The 14,495-nt window shown below is 66.6% G+C and carries 16 protein-coding genes; 9 read left to right on the top strand and 7 right to left on the bottom strand.

Features of this window, described 5'->3' with window-relative positions; genetic code table 11:
• Positions 1 to 13: 13 nt before the first annotated feature.
• Positions 14 to 1,396, bottom strand: coding sequence for a short-chain fatty acyl-CoA regulator family protein (locus KYX69_RS16945; RefSeq protein WP_300499248.1), 1,383 nt, complete (start codon positions 1,394 to 1,396; stop codon positions 14 to 16).
• Positions 1,397 to 1,556: 160 nt separating this feature from the next.
• Here KYX69_RS16945 and KYX69_RS16940 point away from each other — a divergent pair, with 160 nt between their 5' ends.
• Positions 1,557 to 1,715 (top strand): hypothetical protein, encoded by a 159-nt coding sequence (locus KYX69_RS16940; RefSeq protein WP_186456931.1) that lies wholly within the window; start codon positions 1,557 to 1,559, stop codon positions 1,713 to 1,715.
• Positions 1,716 to 1,779: 64 nt separating this feature from the next.
• Here KYX69_RS16940 and KYX69_RS16935 read toward each other — a convergent pair whose 3' ends face one another.
• Together KYX69_RS16935 and KYX69_RS16930 are read right to left on the bottom strand one after the other, a co-directional pair.
• Positions 1,780 to 2,163 (bottom strand): type II toxin-antitoxin system death-on-curing family toxin, encoded by a 384-nt coding sequence (locus KYX69_RS16935; RefSeq protein ID WP_300499241.1) that lies wholly within the window; start codon positions 2,161 to 2,163, stop codon positions 1,780 to 1,782.
• Positions 2,164 to 2,166: 3 nt separating this feature from the next.
• Positions 2,167 to 2,394, bottom strand: coding sequence for an AbrB/MazE/SpoVT family DNA-binding domain-containing protein (locus tag KYX69_RS16930; RefSeq protein WP_300499238.1), 228 nt, complete (start codon positions 2,392 to 2,394; stop codon positions 2,167 to 2,169).
• A gap of 89 nt (positions 2,395 to 2,483) precedes the next feature.
• Between KYX69_RS16930 and KYX69_RS16925 the strand changes: the two genes are divergently transcribed.
• Both KYX69_RS16925 and KYX69_RS16920 read left to right on the top strand, forming a co-directional pair.
• Positions 2,484 to 3,629, top strand: coding sequence for an acyl-CoA dehydrogenase family protein (locus tag KYX69_RS16925; protein ID WP_300499235.1), 1,146 nt, complete (start codon positions 2,484 to 2,486; stop codon positions 3,627 to 3,629).
• A 124-nt stretch (positions 3,630 to 3,753) separates the two neighbouring features.
• On the top strand, positions 3,754 to 4,542 hold the full coding sequence (locus tag KYX69_RS16920; RefSeq protein ID WP_300499232.1) for an SDR family oxidoreductase: 789 nt from the start codon (positions 3,754 to 3,756) through the stop codon (positions 4,540 to 4,542).
• On the opposite strand, the gene KYX69_RS16915 is transcribed toward KYX69_RS16920, so the two are convergent.
• On the bottom strand, positions 4,539 to 5,612 hold the full coding sequence (locus KYX69_RS16915; protein WP_300499229.1) for an AI-2E family transporter: 1,074 nt from the start codon (positions 5,610 to 5,612) through the stop codon (positions 4,539 to 4,541). The two genes, KYX69_RS16920 and KYX69_RS16915, sit on opposite strands and share 4 nt — an antisense overlap.
• Positions 5,613 to 5,757: 145 nt before the next feature.
• Here KYX69_RS16915 and KYX69_RS16910 point away from each other — a divergent pair, with 145 nt between their 5' ends.
• Entirely contained in the window at positions 5,758 to 6,864 is a 1,107-nt protein-coding gene (locus KYX69_RS16910) for a lactonase family protein (RefSeq protein ID WP_300499227.1), read from the top strand.
• A gap of 3 nt (positions 6,865 to 6,867) precedes the next feature.
• Here KYX69_RS16910 and KYX69_RS16905 read toward each other — a convergent pair whose 3' ends face one another.
• Positions 6,868 to 7,299 carry a helix-turn-helix domain-containing protein gene (locus KYX69_RS16905; RefSeq protein WP_300499224.1) on the bottom strand — a complete coding sequence of 144 codons (432 nt, stop codon included), beginning with the start codon at positions 7,297 to 7,299 and terminating at the stop codon, positions 6,868 to 6,870.
• A 73-nt stretch (positions 7,300 to 7,372) separates the two neighbouring features.
• Here KYX69_RS16905 and KYX69_RS16900 point away from each other — a divergent pair, with 73 nt between their 5' ends.
• On the top strand, positions 7,373 to 8,200 hold the full coding sequence (locus tag KYX69_RS16900; protein WP_300499221.1) for a class I SAM-dependent methyltransferase: 828 nt from the start codon (positions 7,373 to 7,375) through the stop codon (positions 8,198 to 8,200).
• On the opposite strand, the gene KYX69_RS16895 is transcribed toward KYX69_RS16900, so the two are convergent.
• Entirely contained in the window at positions 8,197 to 10,455 is a 2,259-nt protein-coding gene (locus tag KYX69_RS16895) for an NADP-dependent malic enzyme (RefSeq protein ID WP_300499219.1), read from the bottom strand. The genes KYX69_RS16900 and KYX69_RS16895 overlap by 4 nt on opposite strands.
• Positions 10,456 to 10,633: 178 nt before the next feature.
• Here KYX69_RS16895 and KYX69_RS16890 point away from each other — a divergent pair, with 178 nt between their 5' ends.
• Genes KYX69_RS16890 through KYX69_RS16875 form a run of 4 tightly spaced genes read left to right on the top strand, consistent with a single transcriptional unit; the run spans position 10,634 to position 13,851 of the window.
• A complete protein-coding gene (locus tag KYX69_RS16890; protein WP_300499217.1) occupies positions 10,634 to 10,813 on the top strand; it encodes an antitoxin in 180 nt (59 codons plus the stop codon).
• Positions 10,801 to 11,079 (top strand): type II toxin-antitoxin system RelE/ParE family toxin, encoded by a 279-nt coding sequence (locus KYX69_RS16885; protein WP_300499215.1) that lies wholly within the window; start codon positions 10,801 to 10,803, stop codon positions 11,077 to 11,079. The genes KYX69_RS16890 and KYX69_RS16885 overlap by 13 nt, the downstream gene beginning before the upstream one ends.
• 28 nt (positions 11,080 to 11,107) lie before the next feature.
• On the top strand, positions 11,108 to 13,684 hold the full coding sequence (gene mutS / locus KYX69_RS16880; protein WP_300499301.1) for a DNA mismatch repair protein MutS: 2,577 nt from the start codon (positions 11,108 to 11,110) through the stop codon (positions 13,682 to 13,684).
• Positions 13,681 to 13,851, top strand: a complete 171-nt coding sequence (locus KYX69_RS16875; RefSeq protein ID WP_300499213.1) for a hypothetical protein — start codon at positions 13,681 to 13,683, stop codon at positions 13,849 to 13,851. The genes mutS and KYX69_RS16875 overlap by 4 nt, the downstream gene beginning before the upstream one ends.
• Here KYX69_RS16875 and KYX69_RS16870 read toward each other — a convergent pair.
• Complete coding sequence (locus KYX69_RS16870) at positions 13,848 to 14,438, bottom strand: NADPH-dependent FMN reductase (RefSeq protein WP_300499211.1); 591 nt, start codon at positions 14,436 to 14,438, stop codon at positions 13,848 to 13,850. The genes KYX69_RS16875 and KYX69_RS16870 overlap by 4 nt on opposite strands.
• Between the last annotated feature and the right edge of the window lie 57 nt (positions 14,439 to 14,495).

The following is a 14,495-nucleotide window of genomic DNA, read 5'->3' as shown; positions in this document are numbered from 1 at the left end:
CCAAACAGAACGGTCAGTCTCCGGCAAAGCCGAAGGGTGACACACCGGCCTCGCGCTCATTGACCAGCATGGCGCGACCTGTCGGCGGCGCGCTGCGCTGCGGGCATTCGCGGGTGCAGCCGCGGCAGCCGAGGCCGACCGGCACCGCCTCTCCACCGAAATCGAGGCCACGCGCTGCAGCGAGGCCAGTCGCCGCCTCCGCCGCCAGCCCCAGCGTCACGACGAACCGCGCACGCACCGCCCCGGCCCAACCGCCCGGCGGGGCGACGCAGCGCGAGCTGGTGAACCAGCGCGATCCGTCCTCCAGCTGCACCAACTGCACGATCCGCTCATCCGGGCGCGCGAACGCGGCGTAGGCGTCGAGCAGCGGGCACGGGACAACGGATTCGACCAGCGGCGACCCACTCGCACCGGCAAAGCGCTTTGACACCTGCCCGGCCCGGTCGATGCGCAGCATGAAGAACGGCAGCCCGCGCGCGCCAACGCGCTGAAGCGTCGTCAGCCGGTGCGCGACCTGCTCCGCGCTCGCGCCGAAACGGCGGCGCAGCAGTTCGAGGTCGTAGCCGGTCGCCTCGCATGCGCGCAGGAAGCGGGCGTACGGCATCATCACCGCCGCCGCGAAATAGCCGGCGAGGTGGCGGCGATATAGCCGTTCGGCGACGCGATCGGCGAAGCCGGCACCGCGGACCAGTCCGTCGATCTCAGTCCGCGCCTCGCTCGCCAACTGGCGCGCCAGCGCGAACACGCGGCTGGGCGGATCGAGTGCTTCGGACAGTTGCAGCTGGCGCGCATGGAGGTCGAGCCGCACGCGCAATCCGGCCAGCACCTCGATCGGAAGCACCCGGATCGACAGCTGGTGCTTGACCCGCAACCGCTCCGCCATCGCGCCGAACGGGTCGCTCGATGCGATGCGCAGCTCGTCGGCCAGCGCTTCGGCGGCGGCGTCGAGATCGGCGAAATGGTTGCGCCAGCGTTCGACCTCACGCCGCACTGCCGCACCGGGATCTTCGGCGTCCCCGCTTGCCACCGTGCCGCCCGCGCCGATCCGATCATAGGCGCGCGCGAACGCCTCCGCTCCGCCAGGCGCGCCAGCGATCCATTCGGTCAGTTCGCTGCGGTCGATCTCGATATCGGCGAATAGCGGATCGGCGAGGCGGCGGCGCATCGCCTCCTCGCCCCCGCCCGGTTCGCCCGCGGCGAGCGTGCGCGGGTCGAAGTCGAACACCTGCGCCAGCCCGAGCATCAGCGTGGCAGACAAGGGACGTTGGTTGCGCTCGACAAGGTTGAGATAGCTGGCCGAGACGCCCAGCATCTCCGCCATCGCCGCCTGGGTCAGCCCCTGCCCGCGCCGCAGCCGCCGCACCGCATGCCCCGCGAACAATTTGCGCTCAGCCATATCCTACTGCCCCGTTATCGCCCTTTGTGAATTATTTACATTGCATCCACCGACTTGTCACCCATCGATACAGCATGACCGCGTGGAATGGCTTGCACGCCTATCAGCATCGCCATTTGCGAGTCATACAGAATGCACGACAGTTTACAGGAGCAAGCCCATGAAGACCCCCGAACCCGCGACTGCCCGCCCGGTCTTCTCGACCGCCGACTTCGCCCTGCTCAAGGAAGCGGTGGCCGATTACACCCGCAAGATCGCCGACGACCCCCGCTCGGTCCAGTTCGCCAACCTCTATCACCGCCTCGGCCGCCTCGGCTGACGCGGACCCGCCTTCCTGGGGAGGAACGATGCCCGCCGGGGAAACCTGGCGGGTGTTTGGCGAGCTAGAGGGGTTCGATGTGCGACCTGAACCAGCTTGATAGCTGATCGACGGTCAATTCGCCTCCCGCCAATGCGAGAAAGGCGGTAACGAGCTCGACATCATCGCACGTCAGCCGGAAGCCATTGAGCACCAGAAAGGTTTCGCTAACCACCGCAGCGGTCCGTTTGTTGCCATCGACGAAGGGATGGTTGCGAGCGATGCCAAATGCATATGCGGCCGCAAGGTCAGCGGCGTCAGGTTGACCATATGCCACCAGATTGAGCGGACGAGCCATCGCGCTTTCAAGCATATTTGGCTCGCGAACACCGAGGGCTCCGCCATGTTCGGCGAGCTGCTCCTCATGCGCAGCGATCGCGACGGCCGTATCGACCCAGATCCAGCTCATCCGCTATTTGGCAAGCTCGCGCAGCGCATTGCGCCGTCGCGCCATGACCTCCCGCGCCAGCTTCATCTGCTCCTCAAACCCGTCGTCATGGCGACGCAAGGTCACACCATCCGGCGTTTCGGAAATGCTCACCTCATCCCCCTGCCCTACACGCAGGCGCGCGAGCACCTCCTTGGGCAGGATGACGCCGGTGGAGTTCCCGATTTTGATGAGCTTGAGCGGCTTGTTCATACAGATGTTATAACAGATTCCCGCGTGACCTCCAACAAGGCTCCTGCTATCCGCTTTCGAAAATAGGGTATGGAGCAGGATCGCCGGATATGAGCCTCGACGCCGAGACCTTTGACGCATTGATCGACACGGTACGTCGCTTCGTCGCCGAGCGACTGCGGCCGCTGGAGGCGGAGGTGGAGGAGGCGGATGCGATTCCGGCGCATATCGTCGAGGAGATGAAGGCGCTGGGCCTGTTCGGCCTGTCGATTGCCGAAGTGTATAGCGGGCTGGGCCTGACGATGGTCGAGGAGTGTCGCGTCGCGCTCGAACTCGGGCGAACGACGCCGGCGTTCCGGTCGACCTTTGGCACCAATGTCGGGATTGGATCGCAGGGCCTCGTCATGGCCGGGACGCCCGAACAGAAGGCGCAGTGGCTGCCGCGCATCGCGACGGGAGAGATCGTGACCAGCTTTGCGCTGACCGAACCCGATGTCGGCAGCGATAGCGGCGCGGTGAAGGCCCGGGCGGTGCGCGATGGCGACGTCTACCGCCTGACCGGAACCAAGCGCTACATCACCAATGCGGACAAGGCGTCGCTGTTCACCGTGATGGCGCGCACCGGCGACGAACCCGGCGCACGCGGTGTCTCCGCCTTCCTCGTTCCCCGCGACCTGCCCGGCGTCAGCATCGGCGAGCCCGAGAAGAAGATGGGGCAGAAGGGCGCGAAGGTTGCCGACGTCATCTTCGACGATGTCCCCGTCCCCGCCGCCAATCGCCTCGGCGAAGAGGGTGAAGGCTTCAAGATCGCGATGCGCGTGCTCGACCGGGGGCGGCTGCACATCAGCGCGGTCAGCGTCGGCGTGGCCGAGCGGCTGATCGCCGACTGCGTCGCCTATGCGACCGAGCGCAAGCAGTTCGGCAAGCCGATCGCCGAGCATCAGCTGATCCAGGCGATGATCGCCGACAGCAAGACCGAGGCGCTCGCGGCGCGCGCGCTGGTGCTCGAAACTGCGGCGGCCAAGGACGCGGGCAAGGACGTGGTGATGGAGAGCGCGGCGGCGAAGCTGTTCGCCACCGAAATGGTCGGACGCGTTGCCGATCGTGCGGTGCAGATCTTCGGCGGCGCGGGCTATATCGCCGATTACGGCATCGAGCGGCTGTACCGCGACGTGCGCCTGTTTCGCATCTATGAAGGCACCAGCCAGATCCAGCAATTGATCATCGCGCGTGAGACGATCAAGCGGGGTGGGTAAGAATAGCCCTCTCCCCTTCAGGGGAGAGGGTTGGGAGAGGGGCAGTTAAGTCGAAACGATGGGCCGGATTGGAGAGACTGCCCCTCTCCCCGGCCCTCTCCCCTAAAGGGGAGAGGGAGAAATGATGGACACCAGCAAATTTTTCGACCTGACCGGCAAGGTCGCGCTCGTCACGGGCGGTAGCCGCGGGATCGGCAAGATGATCGCAGAGGGCTTCATCGCTCAGGGCGCGAAGGTCTATATCTCCTCGCGCAAGGCCCCGGCGTGCGAGGAAACCGCCGCCGAGCTCGGGCCGAATTGCATTCCGATCCCGATGGATGTGTCGACGGTCGACGGCTGCAAGGCGCTGGCTGCGGCGATGGCCGAACGCGAGGGCCATCTCGACATCCTCGTCAACAATGCCGGCGCGGCATGGGGCGTGGAGTTCACCGAGTTTCCCGAAAGCGGCTGGGACAAGGTGATGGACCTCAACGTCAAGTCGCCCTTCTTCCTGACGCAGGCGCTGCACGACCTGCTCAAGGCGCGTGCCAGCCATGATGCGCCGTCGAAGGTGATCAACATCACCTCGATCGACGGGCTGCGGCTCAATCCGTGGGAGACGTACAGCTATCACGCGTCCAAGGCGGCGCTGATCTATCTGACCAAGCGCATGGCCGCGCGGCTGATCCGGGACGGGATCATCGTCACGAGCCTGGCCCCCGGCGCCTTTGCCAGCGAGATGAACCGCGCCGCGCGCGACCATGGCGATGCGGTGGCCAAGCGCATCCCGATGCGGCGGATCGGCACACCCGAAGATATGGCCGGCGCGGCGATCTTCCTCGCCAGCCGCGCGTCGGACTATGTCGTCGGCGACACGCTGGTCGTAGACGGCGGGCTGGTCAACGCATCGCTGGCGGTCAGTATCGACGCTTAATCAGCGGTTTCGGTCTGGCCAGCGATCTTGATGTCCTTGCCCAGCAGGGTGCGGACATAGATGCGCTGGACCAGCACGAATACGACGACGGTGAGCGGGGCGGCGAGGAGGACGCCGAGGAAGCCGAACAACAGGCCCGCCGCGACGACTGCAAACAGCAGGATCGCGGGGGGCACGTCGACCGCCTGTTTCTGAATCATTGGCTGCAGGAAATTGCCCTGAATCTGCTGGATGATCAGGAACAGCACGATCGTCCACACGGCGGTGATCGGCGATACGGTGAAGGCGAGCAGCACGGCAGGAACGCCGGCGATGATCGGGCCGATCATCGGGATCACGTCGAGCAGCCCGGCGATCAGGCCGAGCCCGCCCGCCGCCGGCACGCCGAGCAACGCAAGCCCGGCCCAGGTGAATGCCGCAACCACCAGCGACGACACCGCCTGCCCGACCATCCAGCCGCGCAGGCCGCGCGACGCATCGTCCAGCGCTGCAGCGATGGTCGGCTCGGCCCGGTCGGGCAACAGCAGCAACAGGCCGCGGCGATACACCGCCGGATCGCTGGCGAGGAAGATGGCGGCGACGAAGACGAGCACGAAATTGGCGATGCCGTTGGTGGCGGTGAGGACATAGCCGCCGGCCTGGCTGGCGAAGCGGGAGACGTCGCTGCTCCCCTGCTCGACCATCTTGCGCACCGATTCGCTGAGCCCGGCGCGTTCGAGGAAGGCGCGGACCTGTTCGATCGCGGGCGGGATGCTGTCCTGGATCGTGTCGAACTCGCCGGCGAGCTGCGAGCCGAACAGCGTAAACGCGCCGCCGAATACCGCGAGGATCAGCAGCACCGAAATGCCGAGCGCCGGACCGCGCCCGATGCCGGTCCAGCGGCTCACCGCTTGCGTGATAACGCCGAAGATCGCGGCGAGCACGAGCGAGGCGAAGATCAGCATGAGAAAGCCCGACAGTTCGAGCAGCATCCATGCAAAGCCGATAATCGCCAGGATCGTGACGGTGATCGTGGCGACGCGGCCAACCGTCGGGAAGGCGCTAGCGGTCGGGTCCGACGGGGTCGTCATGTGGTGCGTTGCTCCATCTTACTGCGGGATTTTCGGCCGAAGTGCGGCGATGCTACCGCGCAACGCTTTGCATCGCTAGCGGCTCCCGACGCTGCTTACCCATCGCGGCATTGACGCAGCGCGCGCAGGCGGGTTTCAAGTGGCGATGAGCAGTTTCCCGTTTACGCCGTCGCGCCGCAGCTTCGTTGCCGGAACCCTTGCGCTTGCAGGCAGCCCGGCGGCGGCCATGGTTGCGGCTCCAGATCGGCTGATTGCGGGAACCTATGCCAGCCGGGGTGGTGCGGGGGTGGTGCCGTTGGCCGGAACGGCGAAGGGCTGGTCGGCGGGCGCGCCGGCTGTGGCGATCCGCAATGCTTCGTTCGGGGTGACTTCGCGCGATGGGCGTTTCCGCTATCTGCTTGACGAAATCGAGGCGGGAACGCTGGGCATCTATGACCGCGCGCTGAAGCCGCTGGGCAGCGTGTCCACGCTGGGCGCGCATCCGTGTCATGCGGCGCTCAGCCCCGATGGGGGCCTGCTCGCCGTGGCGAACTATTCGAGCGGCAATGTCGCGCTTTGGCGGCTAGATCGCAAGACGGGGCTGCCGGTCGGCGCGGCGCAGAGCGTGGCACATCGCGGGAGCGGGCCGGACCAGCGGCGGCAGACCGGACCGCATGCACATTGGGTGGGGTTCAGCCGCGACGGGCGGATGCTGCACGCGGTGGACCTGGGCGCGGATGCGGTGTTCGCGCATCGTGTCGATCCGGCGTCGGGGCGTGTCACGGGGAGCGATGTCGCGTATCGTGCGACGCCGGGATCGGGGCCGCGCCACATGGCTTGGCACCCGCGCCTGCCGGTCGCCTATCTGCTGGCCGAACTGGCGAATACGGTGACGGTGCTGCGTGCTGATGCCGACGGCGGCTTCACCGGGGGTGCGACGCTCTCGACCCTGCCCGCCAAGTTCAGTGGCGCATCCTATGGCGCGCATATCGCGGTCAACCGCGCGGGGACGCGGCTGTATCTGTCGAACCGCGGCCATGACAGCATCGCGGTCTTCGCGATCGCGCGCGACGGGGGGCTGAGTCTGTTGCAGCATGTCAGCTGCGGCGGGCACTGGCCGCGCCTGTTCCTGCTGCGCGAGGATCGTGGCGAGTTGCTCGTCGCCAATGAGCGGTCGGGGAATGTCGCAGTGCTGCGGGTTCGGGGTAATGGGCGGCTTGGCGAGCCGGAGCGCGGTCCGGCGATTGCTGGAGTCGTGTTTCTCTCGGCGTAGGTGCTAGCGTGGCAGTTTGATCGGCTGCGCGCGCCGACTGAGCGCGCCCGACGCTGCGGCACGCACGATCCGTTGAAAGGTCGGGCACTCCATATGCTGGGGTGCCGGGCAATCCGCCGCATGGCGCAAGCCGTCGCGCATCGCCGAGAGCCGCCGGATCAGCAGATCCAGCTCATCCGCCTTGGCCCGCAGCATGTCGCGGTCGATGACCGCCATGCCCCGCGCATCGAACATCGCAGCGATCTCGTCGAGCGAGAACCCGGCCTGTCGCCCCAGCGCGATCAGCGCCAGCCGTTCGAGAATGCCCGGTGCAAACACCCGCTTGAGCCCCCGTCGCCCGATCGACGCGATCAGACCGCGCTCTTCATAGTAGCGCAAGGTCGAGGCGGGCACTCCCGACTGACGCGCGACTGCATTGATATCGATCGCAGACATCGCTTGACCTCAAGTTGACTTGAAGTGGCAAGGTGCCGCCTCGACCCAACCGAATCAAGCGAAAGGATGAACGATGATCGAGACGATGACCCAGGCGCAATTGTGGAATGGCCCGGCAGCGGACGCATGGCTGACGATGCAGAGCACGCTCGATCAGCTGTTTGAACCGTTCGAGACCGCGATGGTCGATGCGGTAACGGAAGTGGGTGCGCGCCATGTGCTCGACATCGGCTGCGGAACCGGCGCGACCACGATCGCGATTGGTCGGGCAGTCGCGGGACGTGGCCATGCGACCGGCGCAGATTTGTCCGTGCCGATGATCGATCTGGCCAAGCAGCGGGCAGGACTTTGCGGCGTCGACGCCCGCTTCATCGCGGGGGATGCGTCGCGCATCACCGCCGATGCGCCGTTCGACATGGCGGTGTCGCGCTTCGGGATCATGTTCTTCGACGAACCGGTGGCTGCCTTTGCACGGATCCGTGCCATGCTGCTGCCGGACGCGCCATTGACGGCATTTGCCTGGCGTTCGCCCGGTGAAAACCCGTTCATGACCTGCGCAGAGCGCGCCACCGCAGAGATGCTGCCGCCGCTTCCACCGCAGCAGGCCGATGCGCCCGGCCAGTTCGCCTTTGCCGACCCGGATCGGGTTCGCGCTATTCTGGCGGATGCGGGCTGGTCGCACGCGGTGCTGACGCCATTTGACGCCGAATGCACGATGCCGCTTGCAGCGCTCGACGCCTATCTGCTGCACATGGGGCGGGTCGGCATCGTCCTGCGGCAACTTGACGATGCGTCCCGCGCCGCAGTCCTGGCGCAATTGCGTGATGCGTTTGCGTCGTTCGTGGACGGCGACTGCGTGAGCTTCACCGCAGCATGCTGGCGGATCGACGCGCGCGCCTAACGCGCGATCCCGCCCGCTGCGAGCACCGCGAGCGTCACCAGGTCGCCCGCGCTGCTGGTCATCGGGGCGACCTGGACCGGCTTTTCCATGCCGACCAGCATCGGGCCGATCATGCTGTCGCCGCCCAGCTCACGCAGCAGCTTGGCCGAGATATGCGCGGACTGGAGGCCCGGCATGATCAGGATGTTGGCCGGGCCGGACAGGCGGGCGAACGGATAGTTGGCGAGCTGACGCGGGTTGAGCGCCACGTCGGGGGCCATTTCGCCTTCATATTCGAAGCTGACGCCGCGCCCGTCGAGCACCTTCACCGCGTCGCGGATATTTTCGAGGAACGCGCCCTTCGGGTTGCCGAAGTTCGAATAGCTGAGGAACGCGACGCGCGGTTCGTGGCCCATCTGGCGTGCGACCTGCGCGGTCTGTTCGGCGATGTCGGCCAGTTCCTCGGCACTCGGGCGTTCATTGACCGTGGTGTCGGCGATGAACACCGTGTGCGACTGGCCGACCATCAAGTGCATGCCGAACGCGGTGCGGCCATCGGCGACGTCGATCACGCGGCGCACTTCGCGCAGCGTCTGCGAATAGGTGCGGGTGACGCCGGTGATCATCGCATCGCCCTCCCCCAGCTGCAGCAGCAGCGAGCCGAAGATGTTGCGATCCTGGTTCACCATCCGCTCGCAATCGCGGCGCAGATAGCCACGGCGCTGGAGCCGGTTGTAGAGGAAGTCGACCATCGCCGGGACGAGCGGCGAGTTGCGGCTGTTGTGCAGTTCGAAACTGTCGGGATCGCTGACGCCGAGCGCGCGCAGCCGTTCCGGCACGTCGTCGCGGCCGACCAACACTGGCGTGCCATAACCGCCGTCGCGGAAGGCGATGGCCGCACGCAGCACGACTTCCTCTTCCGCCTCGGCGAAGATCACGCGCTTGGGATGCGCGCGCGCGCCTTCATAGGCGAGTGTCAGCACCGACGTGGTCGGGTTGAGGCGACCGCGCAGCGTGTGGCGATAGGCGGCCATGTCGAGGATCGGCTTGGTCGCGACGCCCGAGTCCATCGCCGCCTTGGCCACCGCCATCGACACGACTTCCATCAGGCGCGGGTCGAACGGCGCGGGGATGATATATTCGGGGCCGAAGCTGTGCGCCTTGCCATAGGCGAGCGCGACTTCCTCGGGCACCTGTTCACGCGCGAGTTCGGCGATGGCGCGGGCGGCGGCGATCTTCATCTCCTCATTCACCGCCGTCGCGCGCACGTCGAGCGCGCCGCGGAAGATGAAGGGGAAGCCGAGGACGTTGTTGACCTGATTGGGATAGTCCGAGCGGCCGGTGGCGATGATCGCATCGGGGCGTGCGGCCTTGGCCAGTTCGGGGCGGATCTCGGGCTCCGGATTGGCCATGGCGAAGATGATCGGCGCGGGGGCCATGTCCTTGACCATCTCGGGCTTCAGCGCGCCGGCGGCGGACAGGCCGAGGAACACGTCGGCGCCGACCAAAGCTTCGGTCAGAGTGCGGCGATCGGTGGTGGCGGCATGCGCCGACTGCCACTGGTTCACGCCTTCGCGATCGGTGGTGATGACGCCAGTGCGGTCGCACATCAGCACGTTTTCGTGCCGCACGCCCATCGCTTTCATGAGTTCGGTGCAGGCGATGGCGGCGGCACCCGCGCCGTTCACCACCACCTTGATATCGGCCAGGTTGCGGCCGGTGAGCAGGCAGGCGTTGATCAGTCCGGCGGCGGTAATGATCGCGGTGCCATGCTGGTCGTCATGGAACACCGGGATGTTCATCCGCTCGCGCAGCGTCTGCTCGATGATAAAGCATTCAGGCGCCTTGATATCCTCAAGGTTGATGCCGCCAAAGCTGGGTTCGAGCAGTTCGACGCAGTTGATGAAGGCGTCGACATCCTCGGTCTTCACCTCGAGATCGATCGAATCGACATCGGCGAAGCGCTTGAACAGCACCGCCTTGCCCTCCATCACGGGCTTGGACGCCAATGCCCCCAGATTGCCCATGCCTAGAATCGCGGTGCCATTGGAGATGACCGCGACGAGGTTGCCCTTGGCGGTATAGTCATAGGCGGTGGCGGGATCATCGGCGATCGCCTGAACCGGGACCGCGACACCGGGGGAGTAAGCGAGCGCCAAATCGCGCTGCGTGGTCAGTGGCTTGCTTGCCACGATCTCGATCTTGCCGGGCCGGCCCTCCGAGTGGAACAGCAGTGCCTCGCGCTCGGAAAACTGGATATTGGCTTCTTCGGACATTTCGCTCTCCCGGTCGGCTTCCCTTTAGGGGCGAGCGGGCGCGGATTGCAACGCGCCTTGACGCTGGGGAATGCGATCGAATCCGTGGATTGTGCGGCACAGGTCCGGCATATTGTGCGAATTTCCGCACATAAGGCGGACCTAGGCAAACTTTGGGCGAGCTTGTATGATGCGGGGCATGGAGCATGATCGTGAGATTTTCAGCGAACCGGATGCGGAGGCGATTGCCGCATCGGACGCGCGCGCTCGCGCCGACATCGCTGCCGGTCGCGTCGTTCCCCACGAAAAGGTCGCCGCCTGGTTGCGAACCTGGGGCACCCCTGACTGGAAGCCGATGCCGCGCGAATGGCGACGATAGACTGGACGAGCGAAGCGCTCGAACAACTCGACCTGATCATTACCTATATCAGCGTGTTTGATGAGGCCGCAGCGCAACGCATTCTCACGCGGTTTGCCAATGCCGGGGAAAGTCTGACCGACTTTCCCAATCGCGGTCGCCCCGCTGGCAATGGCACCCGCGAACTCGTGACCGTCCCGCCCTACATCCTACGTTACCAGGTCGTCGACGACACCGTGTCGATCCTCAGCATCCGCCACGGCGCGCGTCGCCCCATCGAAGAATGATCCCACAATGACCGCCGCCCCCACCCCGATGATGGCGCAATATCTGGCGCTCAAGGCGGAGTCGCAGGACTGCCTGCTGTTCTATCGCATGGGTGATTTCTTCGAGCTGTTCTTCGACGATGCGAAGATCGCGAGCAACGTCCTCGACATCGCGCTGACGTCGCGCGGGGAGCATGGCGGCGACAAGATTCCGATGTGCGGCGTGCCGGCGCATTCGGCGGAAGGCTATCTCGCGCGGCTGATCAAGGCGGGGCATCGCGTCGCTATTGCCGACCAGATCGAAACGCCGGAGGAGGCGAAGAAGCGCGGCGGGTCCAAGGCGTTGGTTGCGCGGGCGATCATCCGCGTCGTTACTGCCGGCACGCTGACCGAAGAGGCATTGCTTGACAGCCGCAGCGCGAACTGGTGCGCGGCGATCGGCGAGGCGGGGGGCGAGGTCGCGATCGCGGCGGCGGACATCTCCACTGGTAGGTTCGAGCTGCTGGAATGCAGCGCGGACGCGGTGAGCGCGGTGCTGGCGCAGCTCAACCCGGCCGAGATCGTCGTGGCGGAGGGGAGCGAGGCGGAATTGCTCGCCACCACCACCCGCCCACGCGGCGAGTTCGACAGCAGTCGGGGCGAGGCGCGGATCAAGGCGCTGTTCGGTGTAGCGACGCTGGACGGGTTCGGGCAGTTCGGGCGCGCGGCACTGGCGGCGGCGGGTGGGCTGATCGCCTATCTCGACCATACCGCCAAGGGCGCCCTGCCCTTTCTGCGCCCGCCGCGCATCACCCGGTCGGATGCGTGCATGGCGATCGACGCGGCGACGCGCGAGAGCCTGGAGCTGACGCAGAGCCAGTCGGGGATGCGCAAGGGCAGCCTGCTCGACGCGGTCGACCGGACGGTGACGGGCGCGGGCGCGCGGCTGCTGGGGCAGGATCTGGCCGCGCCGCTGATGGATGTCAGTGCGATCGAAGCGCGGCTCGATCTGGTGCAGCGATTCCACGACGACCCCGGCCTGCGTGAGGATGTGCGCGGGACGCTGCGCAGCCTGCCCGATATCGGCCGCGCGCTGGGGCGGCTCGCCGCCGGGCGCGGCAGTCCGCGTGACCTGGGCCAGCTGCGCGACGGACTCGATGGCGCGTGGCGGCTGGGGGAGAAATTGGGGCGGCTGGCGGATGCGCCGACGCTGCTCGCCGAACTTGCGCCGCAGTTGCGCGGGCATGGCGCGCTGATCGACCTGTTGCAGCGGGCACTGGTCCCCGCCCCGCCAATCGATGCCGCGCATGGCGGGTATATCGCCGAGGGCTATGACGCCGCGCTCGACGATCTGCGCGACGCGGGCGCCGGCGGGCGGCGCGCGATCGCGGCGCTGGAGGCGCAGTATCGCGACCGGACGGGGATCGCCGCGCTCAAGATCAAGCATAATGGCGTGCTCGGTTATCATATCGAAGTGGCGGCAAAACATGCCGATGCGCTGATGGTGGCCGATAGCGGGTTCACCCATCGCCAGACGCTGGCGGGCGTGGTGCGCTTCAACGCGCCGGAGTTGCACGAGATTGCGATCAAGGTGACGCAGGCCGGCGCGCATGCGCTGGCGGCGGAGGCGGCGCATCTGGAGGATCTAACCGCCGCTGCACTTGCGACGCGCGAGGCGATTGCGGCCACCGCCGATGCGCTCGCCCGGCTCGACGTTGCCGCCGGGCTGGCCGAGCGCGCGGCAGAGGGTGGCTGGACCCGGCCCGCTTTGGTGGATCACGCCTGTTTCGAGGTCGAGGGCGGGCGGCATCCGGTGGTGGAGACGGCACTGGCGCGGAGTGGCGAGCGGTTCGTGGCGAATGACTGCGTGCTGTCCGAACGCAACCGGCTGTGGCTGGTCACCGGGCCGAACATGGGCGGCAAATCGACCTTTTTGCGCCAGAATGCGCTGATCGCGGTGCTGGCGCAGGCGGGCGCCTATGTCCCGGCGGCGCGCGCGAAGCTGGGGCTGGTCGATCGGTTGTTCAGCCGGGTCGGCGCGTCGGACAATCTGGCGCGCGGGCGATCGACCTTCATGGTCGAGATGGTCGAGACTGCCGCGATCCTGGCGCAGGCGACGCCGCGCAGCTTCGTCATTCTGGACGAGGTTGGGCGCGGGACCAGCACCTATGACGGCCTTGCCATCGCCTGGGCGGTGGTCGAGGCGATCCATGAGGATAATCGCTGCCGCTGCCTGTTCGCGACGCATTATCACGAGCTGACCCGGCTGGCGGAACGGTGCGAGGCACTGTCGCTGCACCATGTGCGGGCGCGGGAATGGAAGGGCGATCTGGTGCTGTTGCACGAGGTCGCGGAGGGGCCGGCGGACCGCAGCTATGGCCTGGCCGTTGCGCGGCTGGCGGGGCTGCCGCCGATGACGATCAGCCGGGCCAAGGCGGTGCTCGCGAAGCTGGAGGCAGGGCGCGAGAAGACGGGCGGGATCGCGGCGGGGCTGGATGATTTGCCGCTGTTTGCGGCGATGGTGGCGGAGGAAGCCGCTCCCGTTGATCCGTTGCGTGCGGAGCTGGAGGCGCTGGACGTCGATGCGTTGAGCCCGCGCGAGGCGCTGGACGCGCTCTATCGGCTCAAGGCATTGGGTGACGCATGATGCGCAACAACGGGTTCTTCGGGCTGTTGTGGGTGATCTATGCCAGTTCGCGCGAGGGGTTTGGGCGGCGACAGGCAGTTCGCGTGATGCTGGTGATCGGGCTGATCCTCGCAATGCCGTTGCTGGTCGTCGCTTTGTCGATCTGGCTGCTGCTCCACTTCACTTAATAAGGCGGATCGCGGCGCGCACGCTGGGCCTTTGCCGCTTCGACCCACCATAGAAAATCATCGGCGAAACGCGGGAAGGCGCGGGTGAGCGCGGCCCCGTTTTCCCCCTGTGGCTGGTCGTCGGCATCGATCGCCTGGCCGATCTGGCCCACCGTCAGCGTGGAGGAGATGACGACCATCCCCATTTCGCTGAGCGTCGGGTGCCACATCGAGTTGCTCCGCGCGCCGGCCAGTCGTCCGGCCGAATAGCTGGCGATCGCTGCGGGGCGCCAGAACCACTCCTCCAGGAAATGGTCGGTCAGGTTCTTGAGGCCGGGCTGCATGCCCCAATTATATTCACCGGTGACGAAGAGGAATCCGTCCGCTGCCTTGATCTTGGTAGCCAGCGCTTCCATCGCCTCGGGCGCCTCGCCTTTCGGATACTCCTTATACATCCGGTCGAGCATCGGGAGGTCGATGGCCTTGGCGTCGATCAGTTCCGCATCGCAGCCTTTCGCATTGAGCTGCGCGTTCAGCCAGCGGGCGAGGCGGATGCCCAGACGGTCGCGGCGGTAGGAGCCGTAAAGGACGAGGATGCGGTCGGACATGATCGGCGGGCCTTTCGCTCGACAGGGCGGTGGTGTCGTGGATAGTGGGTAGCGGGG

This window comes from Sphingomonas sp. (assembly GCF_030145815.1).
Classification (GTDB): domain Bacteria; phylum Pseudomonadota; class Alphaproteobacteria; order Sphingomonadales; family Sphingomonadaceae; genus Sphingomonas.
This window is presented reverse-complemented; position numbering and strand designations above follow the sequence as displayed.

Excerpts from the sequence above, each read along its gene's own strand:
- KYX69_RS16945 (WP_300499248.1), bottom strand. The coding sequence starts at position 1,396 with ATGGCTGAGCGCAAATTGTTCGCGGGGCATGCGGTGCGGCGGCTGCGG.
- KYX69_RS16940 (WP_186456931.1), top strand. The coding sequence starts at position 1,557 with ATGAAGACCCCCGAACCCGCGACTGCCCGCCCGGTCTTCTCGACCGCC.
- KYX69_RS16935 (WP_300499241.1), bottom strand. The coding sequence starts at position 2,163 with ATGAGCTGGATCTGGGTCGATACGGCCGTCGCGATCGCTGCGCATGAG.
- KYX69_RS16930 (WP_300499238.1), bottom strand. The coding sequence starts at position 2,394 with ATGAACAAGCCGCTCAAGCTCATCAAAATCGGGAACTCCACCGGCGTC.
- KYX69_RS16925 (WP_300499235.1), top strand. The coding sequence starts at position 2,484 with ATGAGCCTCGACGCCGAGACCTTTGACGCATTGATCGACACGGTACGT.
- KYX69_RS16920 (WP_300499232.1), top strand. The coding sequence starts at position 3,754 with ATGGACACCAGCAAATTTTTCGACCTGACCGGCAAGGTCGCGCTCGTC.
- KYX69_RS16915 (WP_300499229.1), bottom strand. The coding sequence starts at position 5,612 with ATGACGACCCCGTCGGACCCGACCGCTAGCGCCTTCCCGACGGTTGGC.
- KYX69_RS16910 (WP_300499227.1), top strand. The coding sequence starts at position 5,758 with ATGAGCAGTTTCCCGTTTACGCCGTCGCGCCGCAGCTTCGTTGCCGGA.
- KYX69_RS16905 (WP_300499224.1), bottom strand. The coding sequence starts at position 7,299 with ATGTCTGCGATCGATATCAATGCAGTCGCGCGTCAGTCGGGAGTGCCC.
- KYX69_RS16900 (WP_300499221.1), top strand. The coding sequence starts at position 7,373 with ATGATCGAGACGATGACCCAGGCGCAATTGTGGAATGGCCCGGCAGCG.
- KYX69_RS16895 (WP_300499219.1), bottom strand. The coding sequence starts at position 10,455 with ATGTCCGAAGAAGCCAATATCCAGTTTTCCGAGCGCGAGGCACTGCTG.
- KYX69_RS16890 (WP_300499217.1), top strand. The coding sequence starts at position 10,634 with ATGGAGCATGATCGTGAGATTTTCAGCGAACCGGATGCGGAGGCGATT.
- KYX69_RS16885 (WP_300499215.1), top strand. The coding sequence starts at position 10,801 with ATGGCGACGATAGACTGGACGAGCGAAGCGCTCGAACAACTCGACCTG.
- mutS (WP_300499301.1), top strand. The coding sequence starts at position 11,108 with ATGATGGCGCAATATCTGGCGCTCAAGGCGGAGTCGCAGGACTGCCTG.
- KYX69_RS16875 (WP_300499213.1), top strand. The coding sequence starts at position 13,681 with ATGATGCGCAACAACGGGTTCTTCGGGCTGTTGTGGGTGATCTATGCC.
- KYX69_RS16870 (WP_300499211.1), bottom strand. The coding sequence starts at position 14,438 with ATGTCCGACCGCATCCTCGTCCTTTACGGCTCCTACCGCCGCGACCGT.